Here is an 18,619-nt window from a genome sequence, read left to right as displayed (position 1 = left end):
TATTTAACGCTTTTAGTATTTAACCTTCAGTATTGCCCGCCATCGTTTTAAGCCATTGAACAAAAACGTTGATCTTTGGCCACTGGCGCTCCGAAAGAGTTGAAATGTAGTAGCGTTGCTCGCACTGCATTTCAAACTCTGGGAAGGGCGCAATTAACTCTTGGCTCTCAAGCCGCTTGTTCACCAGATTTTTACGCCCCATCGCAATACCCACATGGTTCATTGCAGCGATCACCGCCAGATCGGAACGATCAAACCCCATACTTCGCTGATCTTCAGCGATATCAACGTTAAAATTCCGCGCCCATGAATGCCATTCACTTTCGTTGGAGTCATAGCTCCAGGCCTGACGATCGTGCAGCAACGTGCTTTGGCGCAGATTAAATGGCTTGCCGACGAGATCGTGCTGTTTGGCATATTCAGGGCTACACACCGGTATCATTGACTCATTCATCAGGTGCTGGCATGACAGGGTTTCAGGCGGTTTATCATCAAAATAAATCGCCAGATCGATTCCCGCGCCGTTGAAGTTAACCATCTCGTTGCCGGTTAAAATGTTTAAGCTGATCGCCGGATATTGTTTAGCAAAATCAGCCAGTTTAGGCACCAGCCAACATTGCGCGATCGAGGGGCGAGAATAAACCGTCAGCGTTCCCGACAGCTCCTGGCTTTTTATCTCAAGAATTTCTTGATTGAGATAGCTGAGAGAAGATTTTAGCGCCCAAAATACCCGCTCTCCTTCAGGCGTGAGCGCAATACGGCGATGAAATCGTTGGAATAGCTTAAATCCCAACTCTTCTTCAAGCTGATTGATGCGATGGCTAACGGCGCTAGGGCTTATCGATAACTCTTCCGCCGCGAGCGCAAAAGACTCATGTCTGGCCGCAACCTCAAAGGTATAGAGTTTTGATAGCTGATAGCCATTAAGCAGTTTGTTACGTGCGATGTATTTTGAATGCTCGAACATAGCGACCTCGTTTGGACAGAGCATCAGCATACGCTAGCGGAGCGTTTTAGCGTGCTCACAGATGAGTTAATGTGACTCAATCGCGATAATTCCTTTCTATTTTGACCAATATCACCCGTTTGATTCAATCTGGCTCATGTGAAGGCTGAATTTGATCGTTTGTCAGCGATGTTCACTTCTTATCCAATAGACAGGTGATTTATTACAGGGTGAGGTTGGAAATGAGCTCGCAAATTTGGGTCGTTGGAACGCTATTAACAAGCATCATAATAATTATATTAACCATCGTTAAATTTAAGATTCACCCATTTTTAGCACTACTGCTGGCCAGTTTTTATGTCGGCGTGTTAATGGGAATGAACCCGTTGGAAATGGTGAATGCCATTGAAGGTGGGATTGGTGGAACCTTAGGCTTTTTAGCCGCCGTGATTGGTCTGGGAACTATTCTGGGCAAAATGATGGAGGTTTCTGGTGCCGCTGAGCGTATCGGCATTACGTTGCAAAAATGCCGTTGGTTATCACCAGACGTCATTATGGTTTTAGTTGGCTTGGTATGCGGTATTACGCTGTTTGTGGAAGTGGGTGTGGTGTTGCTGATCCCTCTGGCATTCTCAATTGCTAAAAAGACCAATACTTCTTTGCTGAAGCTGGCGATCCCGCTGTGTACCGCATTAATGGCCGTGCATTGCGTTGTCCCTCCGCATCCGGCGGCCTTGTATGTGACCAATGCGTTAGGCGCTGATATTGGAACCGTCATTGTATACGGCCTGTTGGTGGGTCTTGTGGCTTCGCTGATCGGTGGCCCGCTATTTTTGAAGTTTGTCGGTCATCGCCTTCCGTTTAAACAAGTCCCCGCCGCGTTTTCTGAGCTGGAAGTGCGTCGAGAAGAAGATCTACCATCGTTGGGTGCCACGTTATTTACCGTGTTGCTGCCGATTGTGCTGATGCTGATCAAGACGGCGGCCGAACTCAATATGACCAAGGGTTCAGCGCTGTATAACTTCTTTGAATTCATTGGTAACCCGATTACGGCGATGTTTATCGCTGCCTTCGTTGCCTATTACGTTTTAGGCATCCGTCAGCATATGGGCATGGGTAAACTGCTGAGCAAAACGGAAGATGGTTTCTCTTCAATTGCTAACATTTTGCTGATTATCGGTGCGGGCGGCGCATTTAACGGCATTCTTAAAGCCAGTGGCCTTGCTGATACTTTGGCGGTGCTGCTCTCCAATATGCATATGCATCCAATTTTGCTGGCTTGGCTGGTGGCGATCATTCTTCATGCCGCAGTGGGTTCTGCCACGGTGGCCATGATGGGGGCCACGGCGATTGTTGCGCCGGTATTGCCGCTTTATCCCAACGTGAGCCCTGAAATTATCACGCTAGCCATTGGCTCTGGTGCGATTGGCTGCACCATCGTCACCGACTCCCTGTTTTGGCTGGTTAAGCAATACTGTGGTGCAACGCTGAGTGAGACATTTAAATATTACACAGTGGCGACTTTCATCGCGTCGCTGATCGCTTTAGGCACGACTTTCCTACTCTCTTATATCGTTTAATCGAGAAGATACTATTTATGAATACGTTTGAAATTGAACATTTGGTTGAACAATATCCATTGGTTAAAAAGCTGATTAACTTAGATGCAGTTACATGGTTTAACCCAAATACCACCACGTTGGCTGAGGGGCTTCCTTACGTTGGTTTGACGCAGGATGACGTTACGCAGGCGGAAGCGCGCCTTAAACGATTTGCGCCATACCTTTGCTTAGCGTTCCCAGAAACGCAAAAAACGTACGGTATTATTGAGTCAGAAGTCGTTGCGATCCCGGAGATGCAGGCTGCGTTGGAACAGCGCTATCAGCAAAAAATTGCTGGTCAGCTGATGCTGAAAAAAGACAGTCATTTGCCTATCTCTGGGTCGATCAAAGCGCGTGGCGGGATTTATGAAGTGCTTACCCACGCTGAAAAGCTGGCCATTGAAGCGGGAATGCTGTCAGAAGATGATGACTACAGCGTGCTGTATTCCGACAAGTTCCGCCAATTCTTTAGCCAATACAGTATTGCGGTAGGCTCTACTGGTAATTTAGGCATGTCGATCGGCATTATGAGCGCCAAACTTGGCTTCAGCGTTAGTGTGCATATGTCGGCTGATGCGCGAGCGTGGAAAAAGCAAAAACTGCGTGAGCATGGCGTGAATGTGGTGGAGTATGCGCAGGATTATGGCGTGGCCGTTGCTCAAGGGCGCAAAGAGGCGGAATCAGATCCTCATTGTTTCTTTATTGATGATGAAAATTCACGCACGCTATTTTTAGGTTATGCCGTTGCCGGTGGGCGTTTACGCCAACAGTTTAGCCAGATGAATATTCACGTTGATGCTGAACATCCGTTGTTTGTTTATCTGCCGTGCGGCGTAGGTGGTGGCCCTGGCGGGGTTGCATTTGGTCTGAAATTAGCCTTTGGCGACAACGTGCATTGCTTCTTTGCAGAGCCGACTCATTCACCGTGTATGCTTCTGGGTATTCATACAGGCCTGCATGATGAAATTTCAGTGCAGGATATTGGGATCGACAATATCACCGCCGCCGATGGTTTAGCCGTGGGACGTGCATCCGGCTTTGTTGGGCGAGCGATGGAACGGCTGCTTGATGGTTTGTATACCTTAAGCGATCAGGAAATGTATAACCTGCTGGGGCTTTTAAATCAGCAGCAAGGTATTCAGCTTGAACCTTCGGCGCTGGCGGGAATGCCGGGAGCGGCACGAGTCTGTGGGGATGCTCAATATCTACAGAGCCACGGATTAGACGCACAGAAAATGCAAAATGCGACTCACTTGGTATGGGCAACGGGTGGAGGCATGGTGCCAGCAGATGAGATGGCGAAATATCTTTCTGCGGCGAAAGTGTAGTCGCTGGCGCGATAAATAGGCGAACGGGGCAAGCTGCCCCGTTTCTATATCTATCTGAGGGTTATCTGCGGAGCTTACAAATACAACGAACGCACAATCAGGAAATGACCGGCAAAATAGCTGGCGGCGATAATGGCGTCGGCGGCGCGGAAAGTGAAGCGATAACGATTGACCAGCCATACCACGTTAGACAACAGCAATAGCGATGCTCCCACCAACAGTGAGAAACCAAAATCGGTGCCGCGTGCAAAGTATTGATCGCCTGCCATCCACACCATCAACAGCGTCATCGCAATATAGGTCACCACTGGCCAGCGCATATCGTCTAAACGCGTCCAGATGGTGGCTATCAAAGCAATCCCGATAATGATTAATACCGCCAACATCGGCAGATAGAACGAGACCGTTAAGGCACTGGCGAAGCTGATGGTGTACAGAAGATGTGATAAGAAAAACGCGCCAATGGCATACAGCACGCGCTCGCGTGGCAGCAATAACAGCGCATCAGCGGCAAGTGTGGCGAGCAGGCCAAGTAGAATCAAATAGCCGCTGGCCTGAATATTGGGCGCGCTCCATGCCAGCAAAAGCAGTAACAGCAGGGTGACGGGTTTGAAGACCCAACGTTGCCAGCGCGGGCCACGATAGCTGGCATCAACAAATAGCCAGCCAGAAAATAAAACTGCAAGAAAAGCCCAACTCATCATTTATCCTTTTTTTAATTAGCAGGTTAATTTTCTGATTCTTATGATGCTGACGTCGCATCAAGAATAAGAATAAATAGATAGTCACTTATCTTCTGAGTGTAGGGGATCACCGCAGGCGGCGACAATCACTTTACCTGCTATCGGTGCGGATGAAGTGTAAACAACTTCATGTTATGTTAACCCGCTGTATCCATAGCGCATATGCTGCTGAGCAGGCGTTGTGGTCGTTACAAAGTTATTGAATTTGAAATTGCCCATTGGCAGTGATGAGGAACGTCATGTCTGGTCAAGCGCCTTTATACCGAATTCAGTTTATGAACAACGGTAAAAACTATCAGCTTTACGTGCGTGAAATTGTACAAAGCAATTTGTTTGGTTTTCTCGAAATCGCCGATTTTGTTTTTGATACCCAAAGCGCCGTGTTGGTCGATCCCTCAGAGGAGAGGTTGAAGAACGAATTCTCTGGCGTAGAGCGCAGCTATATTCCTATTCAGGCCGTTATTCGCATTGATGCCGTCACCGAACGCGGCAGCGCACGAATCTCTGATTTAGGCGATAATGTCACCGTCTTCCCTTATCTCCCCGGCAAAAAACCATGAGTAAACCACCGCTGATATTCGTCGTGATCGTTGCTGTTATTGTGGTATTTGCTGCCCAACGTTTCATGCAGCAACGCCGTCAAAATGCCATTAACGATGCCGCACCGCTGAGCACTCAACAGGTTGAAGTGAGCGCTAAGCGCGAGTTTCCTGCGCCCAATCGGCGTTCACGCCAGCGCGAAGTGATTGCGGGTGAAGATATGCGTTATGAGGTTTATTTCCAGCCAATAATGGGGGGAAGTGAGCTGAAGTTTGTCGTACCGGAAAAAACCTATCATCAGATAGACAAAGGTGCGCGCGGTACACTCAGCACGCAGGGCACGCGCTTCGTGAGTTTTGAACCACAGGCGTAATAGCTAAAACCTCCCCTGTAGGGGAGGGTTATCCAGCCATTCATTATTTCTTCGGCGGAGTATTCTTTTTCTGCCAAGCCAGCAGTTCAAAAACGCCAAACAGGAAAATACGCACTTCCTGCCATTTGCCGATCTTCGGCTGGTCTTTGGTTAACGTGGTTTTCAGCATTGTGACCTGTAAACCGTGCATCAACACCATAAACACTAGCGCCACGTTCATAAAGATATTCAGCGGGCGGGTGTAAGGATGGATGATGTTAACCAGCATAAACCCCCATACGCACAGCATGAGCAAGCGGCCAATATTAATTCCCATTGTGATTTCCTCGAATTATGACGCGCTGCGCGTATATAAACGATAAGCGACCTGACCCGCCACTTTTTCGCGATGCAATGCCCAGTTTGCGGGCACATCTGCCGCTGCGCTTTCGGCTTCGGCCTCCACGTAAATAAAGGCTTCGTCTGCGAGCCAGCCATGTGTTTCTAGCAGCGTAATCGTTTCTGCCAATAGCCCTTTTCTAAAGGGAGGATCGAGAAAAACCACCTGATAGGGCGTACCCGGCTGTGACAACCATTTTAGCGCATCGGTGTTTTGTACCGTGATTTTATCGGTGCCAATCAGCGCGACATTTTTTTTGAGCTGTGCAGCCACCGTGCGGTCGGCTTCAAGCAGCGTAGCATGCTCGGCATAGCGAGAAACGGCTTCAAAGCCCAAAGCACCGCTGCCGGCAAAACAATCGAGACAGCGAGCGCCATTCAGCTCGGGAGCCAACCAGTTAAACAGCGTTTCGCGCACGCGATCCGTGGTGGGGCGCAGGCCGGGACTGTCTGGCACAGGAAGTTTTCGGCCACGCAATAGGCCGCCAATGATGCGGATTTGTCCGCTGGATTGGGATGCAGATTTTTTTGCCATGAATGCGGTATTTTTTGTTTGGGTTGCAGTATTAGACGGTGCCATTACAGGCCAATCTTCATTGTTGCCGTGCAAGGTAACCGTTTATTGATGGAAATGCCACTTGAAACCCATCGGCATGCATGTTGCGATAACGGGTTAAGTGATAAACTTGTTCAATTGCAGTTTATCAATAATTTTGAATTTCAGGCGGGAGAGTCGTCGCACTATGGCAAAAGATAAAAAACGTGGTTTTTTCTCCTGGTTAGGGTTTGGGCGTCAGGAAGAGCAGCCGGAAAAGGCGCAAGAAGACGAACAGCAAACACCACCAGTGGTAGAAGAAACAGAACAACATCAAGCTGATGCGCCATCAGAGCAGACCACTACGCCAGAATCGCTGGATGACAAACTGCCTGAGCGTGAATCTGACTATGCGGCTTCAGTGGAAACTCCCGGCGAATGGGATGCCACCGTTGCACCAGAGCATGCCGCTGAAAATCTGCCGTTGGCGGAGCAGCATGCCCAGCGTGAAGCGCCAGCTAAAGTATTGGCTGATGAACTGGCTGAAACGACGGAGCATTTAGCATCAAGCCACGAGCATCGTCCCGATGCGCAAGGTGCCGAAGTTTTTGCTGAGCAAATTGTAGAGCTCACTCAGGCGCATCACGAAGAGGCACCTGCGCCGGAAGCTACCGCTGAACCGGCCGAACCTGAGCATACGCCAGTTTCCGCCCAGACAACCGCTGAAACTATTATTCATGCCAGCGAACCGCTGGTGAACAAGCACGACAATCACCACGGCGGTGAGCATCTCGAACATGATGCGGAAGTGTTTGCCGAGCAAGTGATTACGCTGACTGCAGCGGCGCATCCGCATGTTCATCAAGAACCGGTTATTGACGAACCCTATATCGAAGAGCTGGTTGAGCAGGAAATCGCTGAAGATGATGCGATTAAACATGAGCCGGTGGTGGGAGGATCCGTTTCCGAGCCAGAGCCTGAGCCAGAAGCCATCGAAGTGATCGCTGAGATTGCGCGCTCAGAAGAGGTTGTCGATCTGGATACCGACGTCGTTGATGGCGCAGAGGTTGATCAAGCCGATGAGGATGAATCTCACGCTGAAGCGCAACCGGAAGCTGCGGTAGTTGTTCAGCATGAACAGGAACGCCCAACGAAAGAAGGTTTCTTCGCTCGCCTTAAACGCAGCCTGCTGAAAACCAAACAAAATCTGGGTTCCGGATTTTTCGGCTTGTTCCGCGGTAAGAAAATCGACGACGATCTGTTTGAAGAGCTGGAAGAACAGCTACTGATTGCCGATGTGGGCGTTGAAACCACTAACAAAATTATCAAATCTCTGACGGAACATGCTAGCCGTAGAGAACTCAAAGACGCAGAGTCGCTGTATGGCAAACTGAAAGAAGAGATGGGTGAGATTTTAAGCACCGTCGATAAACCGCTAGACGTCAGTGGCCGCACGCCGTTTGTCATCTTGATGGTTGGCGTTAACGGCGTGGGTAAAACCACCACGATAGGTAAGCTGGCTCGCCAGTTCCAAGCCGAAGGTAAATCCGTGATGCTCGCGGCGGGTGATACCTTCCGTGCGGCGGCGGTTGAACAGCTGCAGGTTTGGGGGGAGCGCAATAATATCCCCGTAGTTGCACAGCATACTGGCGCTGATTCTGCTTCCGTTATCTTTGATGCGATTCAAGCGGCCAAAGCACGTAATATTGATGTGTTGCTGGCCGATACCGCAGGACGCTTGCAGAACAAATCGCACTTGATGGAAGAGCTGAAGAAAATTGTTCGTGTAATGAAAAAGTTGGACGAAGATGCGCCACATGAGGTTATGCTGACGATTGATGCAAGCACCGGACAAAACGCGGTGAGTCAGGCAAAACTGTTTAACGAAGCGGTTGGTCTGACCGGTATTACGTTAACCAAGCTGGATGGCACCGCTAAAGGCGGGGTGATCTTTGCCGTGGCCGATCAGTTTGGCATTCCAATCCGCTATATCGGGGTTGGTGAAGGTATCGAAGATTTACGGCCATTCAAGGCCGACGATTTTATTGAGGCACTTTTTGCCCGTGAGGATTAATACGGATGATTCGCTTCGAACAGGTCAGTAAAGCGTATCTGGGCGGGCGTCAGGCTCTGCAAGGCGTAGATTTCCATCTACGCCAGGGCGAGATGGCGTTTCTCACCGGCCACTCAGGCGCAGGGAAAAGTACCCTGCTTAAACTGATATGTGGCATTGAGCGTCCAAGCGCAGGACATATTCTTTTTGGTGGTCATGACATCAGCCGCTTACGGAACTCAGAAGTTCCGTTTCTGCGTCGCCAGATTGGCATGATTTTCCAAGACCATCATCTGTTGATGGACCGAACGGTATACGACAACGTGTCGATGCCGCTGATTATTTCAGGTGCCAGCAGCGAAGATATTCGCCGCCGTGTCTCTGCGGCGCTGGATAAAGTGGGGTTATTGGATAAAGCCAAAAACTTCCCGATCCAGCTTTCCGGCGGTGAACAGCAGCGCGTTGGGATCGCCCGTGCGGTGGTTAACAAGCCTGCCGTGCTGTTAGCGGATGAGCCAACCGGTAACTTGGATGAGGCGCTGTCAGAGGGTATTTTGCGCCTGTTCGAAGAGTTCAACCGAGTGGGCGTTACGGTGCTGATGGCAACCCATGACATGGGGCTGATTGCACGCCGTCGCTACCGTATGCTGACGCTCAGTCAGGGACGTATGGACGGAGGTATTTCGCATGGCTAAGGCTCCAAATCGTTCGGCCTCGCGCGCGAAAATGCCCGACAAAGCCAAGGCGCTGCGTGGCGGTTGGCGTGAACAGTGGCGCTATGCATGGGTTAACACGCTGGCTGATATGATGCGCCAGCCGTTGGCGACTCTGCTTACGGTGATGGTCATTGCTATTTCACTGACGCTGCCCAGCGTGTGCTATCTGGTCTACAAAAACGTTAGCGAAGCGGCTTCACAGTGGTATCCAACGCCGCAGCTAACGGTTTATCTGGATAAAGCGCTGGATGATGACGCTGCCGAACAAGTGATGACGGTGCTGAAAGGCGAAGAGGGCGTGGATAAAGTTAACTACCTCTCACGAGAAGAAGCGCTGGGCGAATTCCGCAACTGGTCTGGTTTTGGCGGCGCGCTGGATATGCTGGAAGAAAACCCGCTTCCGGCCGTGGCTATCATTACGCCAAAAATGAATTTCGAAAGCAGTGATACCCTCAACACTCTGCGCGATCGCGTGGCGGCCGTGAAAGGGGTTGATGAAGTTCGCATGGACGACAGCTGGTTTGCGCGTTTGGCTGCGCTAACTGGGCTGGTCGGGCAGGTCGCGGCGATGATCGGTATTTTGATGATTGTGGCCGTGTTCTTGGTGATTGGTAACAGCGTGCGTCTGAGCATATTCAGCCGTCGCGACACCATCAACGTGATGAAGCTGATTGGGGCGACCGACGGGTTTATTCTTCGGCCATTCCTTAATGGCGGTGCGCTGTTAGGCTTTAGTGGTGCAATTCTATCGCTGATTTTGTCTCAGGCGATGGTCTGGCAGTTGGGTTCCGCGGTGGCTAAAGTCGCCTCGGTATTTGGCACCACGTTTGTGCTGCACGGTTTAGGTTGGGATGAGTGCCTATTGCTGGTGCTGGTTTCCGCCATGATTGGCTGGATTGCCGCGTGGCTGGCAACCGTCCAACATTTACGCCGATTTACACCACAATAGTGAAATAGTGTTATACTCTTCCCTCGTTGAGTTGCTGACGGGGGAAGAGCCATTCTGGTTAAACCCGATACCGGTTCTCCATCCTATACTCCCCCCATCACGTTCCCAATGAGTTCATGTCTGTTGTAGAATTGTGCTAAATTTATGCACGCAACATTGAACTTGTGGGGTAACTCACGGTCAAATTTTGCAGAATCGTGTTAGTGTCCGCGCTGTTATATCGTTAGAATTGCTACGGCGTTACTAGTACGGCTGGATTGAATATTGAGAGGGTTTGAATGACCAAAGAGATGCAAACTTTAACCTTAGTTCCTCAAGGTAGCTTGGAAGCTTACGTTCGTGCGGCCAACACCTATCCGATGCTGACAGCAGAGGAAGAGAAAGAACTGGGTGAACGACTGCATTACGAGGGTGACTTGGATGCAGCAAAACAGCTGATTCTGTCGCACCTGCGCTTTGTTGTTCATGTTGCCCGTAACTATGCCGGCTACGGGTTGCCGCAGGCAGACCTGATTCAGGAAGGTAACATTGGCCTGATGAAAGCTGTGCGTCGTTTTAACCCAGAAATGGGCGTACGACTGGTGTCCTTTGCGGTTCACTGGATCAAAGCTGAAATTCACGAATACGTGCTGCGTAACTGGCGCATCGTGAAGGTTGCGACCACCAAAGCCCAGCGTAAGCTGTTCTTCAACCTGCGTAAAACCAAGCAGCGTTTAGGCTGGTTCAATCAGGACGAAGTTGAACTGGTTGCTCGCGAGCTGGGCGTGTCTGAAAAAGACGTGCTGGAAATGGAATCGCGTATGGCCGCGCAGGACATGGCTTTTGACATGTCTAACGACGACGATGATAGCTCACCTGCCGCGCCAGTGCTGTTCCTACAGGATAAATCTTCTGATTTTGCCAACGACATCGAAGATGACAACTGGGATAGCCACGCCGCTGACAAACTGAGCTTAGCGATGGAAGGCTTGGATGAGCGTAGCCAGCATATTATCCGTGCCCGCTGGTTAGACGACGACAACAAAGCAACGCTGCAAGAACTGGCCGATCAATACGGTGTGTCTGCAGAACGTGTGCGTCAACTTGAAAAGAATGCAATGAAAAAACTGCGTGCAGCAATTGAAGCCTAAGCTTTAAATGCACGACGGTCCGAAAAAAGGCGATGCTTGGCATCGCCTTTTTTGTGCCCATTTTTGTGTGTAGTGAAATAAAAAAGAGCGACTACGCAATTTTTAGAGGATCTTGTTTATCCAGCACGGCAAGGATCTCATCAACCTGCTGTTCAAAGTCATCCGGCTTTTTATCTTTGCGTAGATAGTAGGGCATGTTGCGTTCGTACTCGGTAGAGGCAACGGCGGAGAGTCCCCAGATCATGTATTTGGTGATAAACGCTAAGAGATCTTTACGGCCTTGGCTGGAACTCATGATAAAGGTTGGATTGGTCGGTAACACAAAGGCAGTTTTGATAATACGCTTGTCTTTATTCAATCCGTATAAAATTAAAGATACCGCCTGATGAGTTTCAACCACGCCAACCTGAGAATAACGCGCAACGAAAGCTTTGCCGTTTATCCAGGTGATAAATAACTTCTTGTCACGAATAAGAATAAGTGGAGCTTTATTTTTTATTAAGAATGATAGATAAAAAAAGAATGGAACCAAAACAAACAAGAAAGCAACATGAATTACATCAGTAAAAAAATGTCTATGCCCATATGCATAGACATTATACCTAAAGTACAGATACTCTTTAATACCCATTTTTTTGTCTGCACCTAAATAACTAACTTGTTTTTCTTTAAATCTATTATCATCTTTAATGTCAAAGTAATAACCAAAAATATTTTCCTTAGAGTAATCTCTCATGTCTATTTCATTTATGGTAGACAATATTTCTTTTTCATCATGCTTCCAGCTATTATGAAAATTATGTGAAAATGATATAAAATTAATTAATAATAATATGATTGCAGGAAAAAAATAAAACCACCGTAAGAGTTGTAAACCAGAGCGAAAAAGACAGTTATTTCTATCTATCCGCTGTAATGAAATCATATAATGAAGTTTATGGATATCTTTTACCGTCATGAAATGGGTAAGCAATGTATCTTGTTCATCAGATAGCAATGATGACTTTATATTTTTAGTTAAATGAAACCATTTTGGACTGTGGTACATATCACTTCCCTTTGATATGAGTGAGCGTATTTAACTCGCGTGGTGAGTCGAGTTTATCCAGCACGGCAAGGATCTCATCAACCTGTTGTTCAAAGTCATCCGGTTTTTTATCTTTGCGTAAATAGTAGGGCATGTTGCGTTCATACTCGGTAGAGGCAACGGCGGAGAGCCCCCAAACCATGTATTTGGTGATAAACGCTAAGAGGTCCTTACGGCCTTGGCTGGAGCTCATGATAAAGGTTGGGTTGGTTGGCAACACAAAGGCAGTTTTGATAATACGCTTGTCTTTATTCAATCCGTATAAAATTAAAGATACCGCCTGATGGGTTTCAACCACACCAACCTGCGAATAGCGCGCAACGAAAGCTTTGCCGTTTATCCAGGTGATAAAAAGCTGTCTATCACGTATTAACGTTAGCGGTGCTTTTTGCTTACTAAGAAAGGCGGCGTAGAAACAAAGGGGGATTGACGAAAGATAAAAAATTAACATGCTGAAATTGACAATTAAGTCTTCCTTGCCATATAAATATACTTTCAACGTATATTCTATATATTCCATTAGACTCATTGTCATATCATTGCCGATGTATTTAATTAATTCCTTCTTCCTGTCATTACCATATTTTTGTTCAAAAACCTCTCCCCATGAATTTGTTACTGGGTATTTGGTGTTATTTATATATTCTATCTCAGATATAATTCTATTTTCTTCAGAAATCCAATTGTCGTAAAAGTTTGTTGAGAACCATGTAAAACTAACTATTAGTCCTAAAAACCAAGGGATAAATATAATCCACCGAAGCATTTGCAGGCCACTGCGAAACTTGCAAATGCGATTATTAATATACTGCAGAGACATTATGTTACATAGGTTATCTTTATCCTTAATTTTTAGAGGCGATGATAACAACTGCGACTGCTCATCAGCCAAGAGCGATGATTCAAGATTTTTTGTTAAATGAAACCATTTAGGACTGTGGTACATATCACTTCCCTTTGATATGAGCGAGCGTATTTAGCTCGCGTGGAGAATCGAGTTTATCCAACACGGCTAGGATCTCATCAACCTGCTGTTCAAAGTCATCCGGCTTTTTATCTTTGCGTAAATAGTAGGGCATGTTGCGTTCGTACTCGGTAGAGGCAACGGCGGAGAGCCCCCAAACCATGTATTTGGTGATAAACGCTAAGAGGTCTTTACGTTGTTTCTCTGTACTAAAAATTATCAATGGATTTGCATATAAGATAAATATATTTTTAACTAGTTTGTTTTTATTTTTTAATCCGTAAAGAACCATAGTAATGTTACTAGCTGTTTCTATCACACCGATTTGAGAATATCGTGCTACATAGACTTTTCCTTCCACCCATGTTACAAATATTTTCCTATTATTAATTAATATTAATGGAGGTTTTTCTTTTATGAGAAAAAAAACATATGATAATATAGGAATGAAAATTGAATAATAAATTATATGCACTATGTCATTCCAGAAATACTTACCACCATATGCATAAATATTACATCTATAATATAAGTAATCATTTAAACTCATATTTAAGTTATTATCCGTAAATGAGCGGAGTTCTAAAATTCTGTTATTAATTATTTGTTCTTCTTGACTGCTCAGGTTAGATTTATTTTCGGCTATGTATTTTATAGCGCGTAAAATTTCAGATGATTGCTGTTCTTCGCATTTATTCCAATCTATGTATATATTACTTATGAATTGAAATAAATTTATAGTAATAATAAGAATAAAAGGTAATATTACAGCTACCCTTATAAAATTTGTTCCAGAATATAAAAAACAAAATTCACTGTTAATTTTTTTCAAGGAGTTAATGCGATAAAGTCCCTCGGCATTTTTAATTTTCATATAGTGAGTCAGTAATGTATCTTTATCTTCAATTAATAAGTAAGGTTTTCTATTCTCTTTTTTTATATTAATGCTATGTCTCATGTTATTTTGTCCTTTCATCGATCATACCAATGATATAATTAGTATTAAGATTTCCGTTATTGTCAATAATTCTCATTGGTACAATTAAATCTGGGGATGGTGCATAAATCCATTCTATCCCTGAAGCATAAACTAGCCTAGATTCCATCTCGATTTTTAGATTTAAAAATCCATCTTTTATTTCTATTTCTGCATCTTTTATTTTTTTATCAAATATTTTATTTAAAATTTCATCTGGGGTTCTTTTAGATTGAAATATTTTTTTAAGAGGGGAAAAAGTGTAAAAACAATACTGAATGTCAGAAACTCCTGATTCATAATTTGGAAGGGTGAAATTATATTTAATCATCTTTTTGTATCCTAAACTCAACCCGCTTGGCCTCCCTGATATTTCTAATTTTGGCATGGAGAATAAGTTTATAAATTCATGTTGCTCAATAAAAAATCTTTTTTTCATTAGCTCTAAGTTATATGGCTTCTTAATTTTTTCTATTTGAGAAGGTATGGTGTCTCTGCTTTCCCCCCAAAAACCATATAGGTCACCCTTCCCCCAAAAACAATTATATAAAATATTCTCTAACGCAGAACGCGAGGTAAACATAACTCCAAGAGTTCCACCAATAAGAAGTGTGAATGCCGAGATGGTTAACCAAACTGGAGCTGTTATACCCATTAGTGCAGCAACGGCAATTCCGCCAAAAATAGTGAAAGCGAGCGTGAGCATGCCTTCACTCACGGCCTCTCCGGTATTTCCCTGTTGATAAGCGTCATAGGTATCCATCGCGGCAACGGCGGCGCTAAGAAAATTCACCGCCGCTAAAGCGCCGGTAACCGCTATTTTTATGGCTCCCTCTTCCAAGGCTTGAGACATGGCCCCTAGCTTGGGGGCTAATTGCCGAGCCACGGCGGTAGGGATTTTCTGTATGACGCGCGAGCTTAGCTGCGTAACGTTTTTAGAGATGGTGAACACATCCACCGTTAATGAGATGATCGCCGCCGCGGCTTTTATCTGGGTATAGGCGACGTTGCCACGAGTTAGCGGATCAGCCTTCTCATAGTCTGAGGTTTGTTCAGCAAGGCTACTTAAGGTTGTGTAGTTACCAAAGGCAGAGAGGCCAGAGAAGCTGGTGTCAAATAGCAGAAGCAGTGCGCGAGACGCGGTTTCGGTGTAGCCGATAGCGTTCTCAAAGCTAAATTTATTCCCCTGGGGGGCAATCACGCCTACCAACGGCAATCGTAAACGAATAGCGTCGTTGGCATCGGGTAGTGCGTGCTCCCAGTCAAATAGCTTATTGGCGACGGGCATTCTGTCGTGAGCTATTTTGCTATATATATTGCTTTCAGCTGCTGCTCCTTTTGCAAAGTTGGCGTGATTTTGTTTGATGCGCTCTACGAGCTGATTAAGTTGCTCACGGGTAAATATCTCTTCATCCCGCAGGATTTCGATCCCCATAATATGCAGTAGCATAGGCACTCTTTTTTTTATTTGCTCGATGGCGGCTTTGCTTAACGATGAGGTTGTTCGCGCTAGCCAAGTATCGCCATACATTGCTGAGCCCAAAATAGGAGCCAGCCCTTGGAAAAGCCGGTCTACTGCTTTTAAGCTTTTCTCCGCCCAGCTGATTTGTTCCTGTGGCTGAGTGAGGACCGGCACCAGCGTGTTCCAACGCACGCCCCATACATTATGTTCTTCGCTAAATGAACGCTGGCTGTCAGCGGCATCGGAGATCACTTTTTCCAGCGCAGTTTTACCCGGCTCGGAATCCGTTACACTAATAAAGATTTCGCTGGCAATATCGATGAGCTTATTGAATTCATCCTGCTGTGTTTTGGGGCTTGGAGTGAGGGTAAAAAGTATTTGAAGTAGGAGTCTAGACCTCCCACGCAGTTAGTCACCAGTGGGCTCATCATGAATTGTTCATACAGCTTGGAGAACATTCTTTGGCGTTCTAGATAGGTTTCCTGTTCCTGCTTTATTTCGAGCCAATAATGATTCCAGTTATCCTGATTAATGCCGTTTTTTACTGCTTTTTGGATATCTTCGTTGTCGCTATTTTTTAGTTGCTCAACAAACCCGCCAATCGTTAGCGGATAGTGGTTTTCAGCCAGAAACTGTTGCTGCCACTGAATCAAAATACGATGTGCTTGCACAATTTCTTTTTGCCGTCCGACAGGGTCAAACAGCACGACAATGCGCGCTTTTTCTCCGTAGCAAAGTTTGCTACGAATTTCTTTTCCAATACCATCGGCATCCATCCAATAAGATTCTTGAGTAGTGAGAATATCAATACCCATATCGCCTAAATTATCGGGATGGCCTTTGTCTGACAGGGTTAATACGCGCTGCTGCTTGTGCCGATAATCTTCAATGAGCCTGGTGAAATTAGCCTCTGTGGCTTCAAGTGCATAAAGACTTTTATCTTCATCTAAATTAATACTCTGCATCGATTTTTGTCGCAGCTTTTTGTCTCCATTAATGGCGTTAATCACGTTGGCATGCCATTCATGTTCGCTATAGACAATGCTGATGTTGGAGACTTTCTTAGACACAAAAGCAAAATAATAACCTTCACCGCGAGCGCCAGACTCGGGTATTACTCCGTCGCTAGCATCATTGCCATTTTTGAAAATAAATTTCCGATAGCGCTCAACGCACTGATTTTTGCCATTGATGGTTTTTTCTTGCTGCTCATATTTAAAAATAGAGAAAGTGCCAAAATCTTCGTCTTTGATATATATCCAGCCGGGGCGCAGCAGGCGTACCACATAGCCCATCGCATCTCCGACGGTGGTGGTTGAAAGTAGAGTTTGAATATCCTGTGGTGGAAACGCGTATTGCAACGTTGACTCAAAAAAATTGGCATAGGCATAGCGAACCGGATAGATCGGCTTAATATCGCTATCACAAGGGGATTCATAGGCGCCCACTTCCGTTGAGCCTGAAGTACTATCGTCTGCGGCCTGCATGGCCTGATCCATTTTGTCCATTAAACAGCCTTAATTTCTGACAGATGCCAAACAAGGCCAAACAGGTGTTTGGCTCTAAGCTCTTGGCTAAGAGGGAAACGGCAGGTGTGAGCTTTAACCAACTCGCCCCATTTAATCTCTGGGAGATAGCTCATACTGCGCGCGGCAACGTAAAGTAAAACGGGCTTTTCTAAAGAGAAGCCCCAGCGCAGCGCTTGGTTGATATGTTGAACAATAAAATAAGAGCGAAAGCCTTCAGTGATCTGTGATTTATCGCCTACATGCTCTTCGATGAACCGATCGACTTTTTGGATAAAAGTTTGATAGGCGCTTTGGGAGAAATAGTTACACATACGCTGAGTTAATCGAAAACAGCTGCCTTTTATCGCTCTCACTTTATGGGTCACTGAGATGATATTGACAACGGTGCTTTGATTGGGCTGAAGATAAATAATGGCGAGCGCGTGGCGCATAAATGAGGCTAGGCCAGAATAATCCATCAGGCTGATAATCGTGGGCAGAGCTCTCGGGTCATAAAAACGTAAATAACACCAGCGTTGGGTCTCTGGATTTTTCACATAGGTGAATTTGCGCAGATGATGATAAACAATGCCAAAGCTCTCTTTGCTTTGGATAATGATCCCGAGCGGTTGTTGAGTGAACAGCGTGATTAACCGTTGAAGGAAAAGTGTCTGTTTATCCGTATATGGCGTTATATCAATCAGGTAAGGTGCAATATTTTCCATCACGCTTTCTGATTCACCTTTAAATAGACAGCGCCAAGTGAGCCCTGAAGCGATGAGGTCAGGCACCAGAAAACGCCCATCCAACTGGTAAATTGCTGCATCAATAATGGCGTAGCAATGCAGGCTATATTGTTTGCTAGCATCTTGTCGGACGATCATTTTTTGCAGGCAGTGGCCGATATTTGGCTCAGCATCCGGCTTGAGCAATGGCGTTTTTATCGCTTTGATCGCTATTGCTCTATTGAAAAGATCGCCATCTTGGCTCGGTAGCAGGTCGAAACAATAGCGGCGATCCATAAAGACAGGATGAGCGTCATTCAACGTTTGCGCTGCTAAAATAAACGTTTTTTCATAACGCTGGCTGTTTTCTAGATACGTATCGAACGGCATTATTTCGGTGTAATCGGCGTTATTCAGCCCTTGCTGAGTAAAATAGCGAAACAATATGCTGACCACATCCCGTCGTTCCTGAGCATAAATCAGGGTAGGGGCCCGGAGCTGAGTATGTTTTGTCCCTTTTCTTGTCTGAGGATCGTCAAAAATAGTTTCGGTGACCCAAAAGGCACCACCGTTAGTCATGCCATCGAATATTTCGTTCATGTGCT

General features: G+C 46.1%; 18 protein-coding genes. 8 read left to right on the top strand and 10 right to left on the bottom strand.

Annotated elements, in window-relative coordinates:
* Positions 1-19: 19 nt before the first annotated feature.
* Entirely contained in the window at positions 20-967 is a 948-nt protein-coding gene (gene dsdC, locus CPY98_RS19510) for a DNA-binding transcriptional regulator DsdC (protein ID WP_096388637.1), read from the bottom strand.
* 221 nt (positions 968-1,188) lie between these two features.
* On the opposite strand from dsdC, the gene dsdX reads away from it, so the two are divergent.
* Positions 1,189-2,526, top strand: a complete 1,338-nt coding sequence (gene dsdX / locus CPY98_RS19505) for a D-serine transporter DsdX (protein ID WP_040046454.1) — start codon at positions 1,189-1,191, stop codon at positions 2,524-2,526.
* 17 nt (positions 2,527-2,543) lie between these two features.
* Positions 2,544-3,875, top strand: a complete 1,332-nt coding sequence (locus tag CPY98_RS19500; RefSeq protein ID WP_096388636.1) for a D-serine ammonia-lyase — start codon at positions 2,544-2,546, stop codon at positions 3,873-3,875.
* 74 nt (positions 3,876-3,949) lie between these two features.
* Here the strand turns inward: CPY98_RS19500 and CPY98_RS19495 are convergent, their stop codons facing one another.
* Positions 3,950-4,576, bottom strand: coding sequence for a lysoplasmalogenase (locus CPY98_RS19495; RefSeq protein ID WP_043489507.1), 627 nt, complete (start codon positions 4,574-4,576; stop codon positions 3,950-3,952).
* Between the two features lie 281 nt (positions 4,577-4,857).
* Here CPY98_RS19495 and CPY98_RS19490 point away from each other — a divergent pair, with 281 nt between their 5' ends.
* Together CPY98_RS19490 and CPY98_RS19485 are read left to right on the top strand one after the other, a co-directional pair.
* Positions 4,858-5,178 carry a DUF1820 family protein gene (locus tag CPY98_RS19490; protein WP_046360067.1) on the top strand — a complete coding sequence of 107 codons (321 nt, stop codon included), beginning with the start codon at positions 4,858-4,860 and terminating at the stop codon, positions 5,176-5,178.
* Positions 5,175-5,531, top strand: coding sequence for a DUF2500 domain-containing protein (locus CPY98_RS19485; RefSeq protein WP_043489504.1), 357 nt, complete (start codon positions 5,175-5,177; stop codon positions 5,529-5,531). The genes CPY98_RS19490 and CPY98_RS19485 overlap by 4 nt, the downstream gene beginning before the upstream one ends.
* A 43-nt stretch (positions 5,532-5,574) precedes the next feature.
* Here CPY98_RS19485 and CPY98_RS19480 read toward each other — a convergent pair whose 3' ends face one another.
* Positions 5,575-5,847 (bottom strand): DUF1145 family protein, encoded by a 273-nt coding sequence (locus tag CPY98_RS19480; protein WP_025799404.1) that lies wholly within the window; start codon positions 5,845-5,847, stop codon positions 5,575-5,577.
* A 15-nt stretch (positions 5,848-5,862) separates the two neighbouring features.
* Positions 5,863-6,444, bottom strand: coding sequence for a 16S rRNA (guanine(966)-N(2))-methyltransferase (gene rsmD, locus CPY98_RS19475; RefSeq protein ID WP_096388784.1), 582 nt, complete (start codon positions 6,442-6,444; stop codon positions 5,863-5,865).
* 208 nt (positions 6,445-6,652) lie between these two features.
* Here rsmD and ftsY point away from each other — a divergent pair, with 208 nt between their 5' ends.
* The 4 genes from ftsY to rpoH all read left to right on the top strand — a co-directional run bounded on the left by ftsY (position 6,653) and on the right by rpoH (position 11,292).
* Positions 6,653-8,518 (top strand): signal recognition particle-docking protein FtsY, encoded by a 1,866-nt coding sequence (gene ftsY / locus CPY98_RS19470; RefSeq protein ID WP_096388635.1) that lies wholly within the window; start codon positions 6,653-6,655, stop codon positions 8,516-8,518.
* Between the two features lie 5 nt (positions 8,519-8,523).
* Positions 8,524-9,192 carry a cell division ATP-binding protein FtsE gene (ftsE, locus tag CPY98_RS19465; protein WP_004090701.1) on the top strand — a complete coding sequence of 223 codons (669 nt, stop codon included), beginning with the start codon at positions 8,524-8,526 and terminating at the stop codon, positions 9,190-9,192.
* A complete protein-coding gene (ftsX, locus tag CPY98_RS19460; RefSeq protein ID WP_025799398.1) occupies positions 9,185-10,162 on the top strand; it encodes a permease-like cell division protein FtsX in 978 nt (325 codons plus the stop codon). Before ftsE ends, ftsX begins: the two co-directional genes overlap by 8 nt.
* A 278-nt stretch (positions 10,163-10,440) precedes the next feature.
* Positions 10,441-11,292 carry an RNA polymerase sigma factor RpoH gene (gene rpoH, locus CPY98_RS19455; protein ID WP_025799396.1) on the top strand — a complete coding sequence of 284 codons (852 nt, stop codon included), beginning with the start codon at positions 10,441-10,443 and terminating at the stop codon, positions 11,290-11,292.
* 91 nt (positions 11,293-11,383) lie between these two features.
* Here rpoH and CPY98_RS19450 read toward each other — a convergent pair whose 3' ends face one another.
* Genes CPY98_RS19450 through CPY98_RS19425 form a run of 6 tightly spaced genes read right to left on the bottom strand, consistent with a single transcriptional unit; the run spans position 11,384 to position 18,614 of the window.
* Positions 11,384-12,340, bottom strand: a complete 957-nt coding sequence (locus CPY98_RS19450; protein ID WP_157743856.1) for a hypothetical protein — start codon at positions 12,338-12,340, stop codon at positions 11,384-11,386.
* Between the two features lies 1 nt (position 12,341).
* Positions 12,342-13,325 carry a hypothetical protein gene (locus CPY98_RS19445; protein ID WP_096388633.1) on the bottom strand — a complete coding sequence of 328 codons (984 nt, stop codon included), beginning with the start codon at positions 13,323-13,325 and terminating at the stop codon, positions 12,342-12,344.
* Between the two features lies 1 nt (position 13,326).
* On the bottom strand, positions 13,327-14,319 hold the full coding sequence (locus CPY98_RS19440; protein ID WP_157743855.1) for a hypothetical protein: 993 nt from the start codon (positions 14,317-14,319) through the stop codon (positions 13,327-13,329).
* Entirely contained in the window at positions 14,303-16,033 is a 1,731-nt protein-coding gene (locus CPY98_RS19435; protein WP_096388631.1) for a hypothetical protein, read from the bottom strand. The genes CPY98_RS19440 and CPY98_RS19435 overlap by 17 nt, the downstream gene beginning before the upstream one ends.
* Positions 16,034-16,068: 35 nt before the next feature.
* Positions 16,069-17,289 carry a toxin VasX gene (locus tag CPY98_RS19430; protein ID WP_096388630.1) on the bottom strand — a complete coding sequence of 407 codons (1,221 nt, stop codon included), beginning with the start codon at positions 17,287-17,289 and terminating at the stop codon, positions 16,069-16,071.
* Positions 17,289-18,614 (bottom strand): DUF4123 domain-containing protein, encoded by a 1,326-nt coding sequence (locus CPY98_RS19425; RefSeq protein ID WP_096388629.1) that lies wholly within the window; start codon positions 18,612-18,614, stop codon positions 17,289-17,291. The genes CPY98_RS19430 and CPY98_RS19425 overlap by 1 nt, the downstream gene beginning before the upstream one ends.
* Between the last annotated feature and the right edge of the window lie 5 nt (positions 18,615-18,619).

Origin of the sequence: Hafnia sp. CBA7124 (genome assembly GCF_002355555.1) — a bacterium.
Classification (GTDB): Bacteria; Pseudomonadota; Gammaproteobacteria; order Enterobacterales; family Enterobacteriaceae; genus Hafnia; species Hafnia alvei.
Note: the sequence above shows the minus strand (reverse complement) of the source record. Positions and strands in the feature narration are given on the sequence as shown.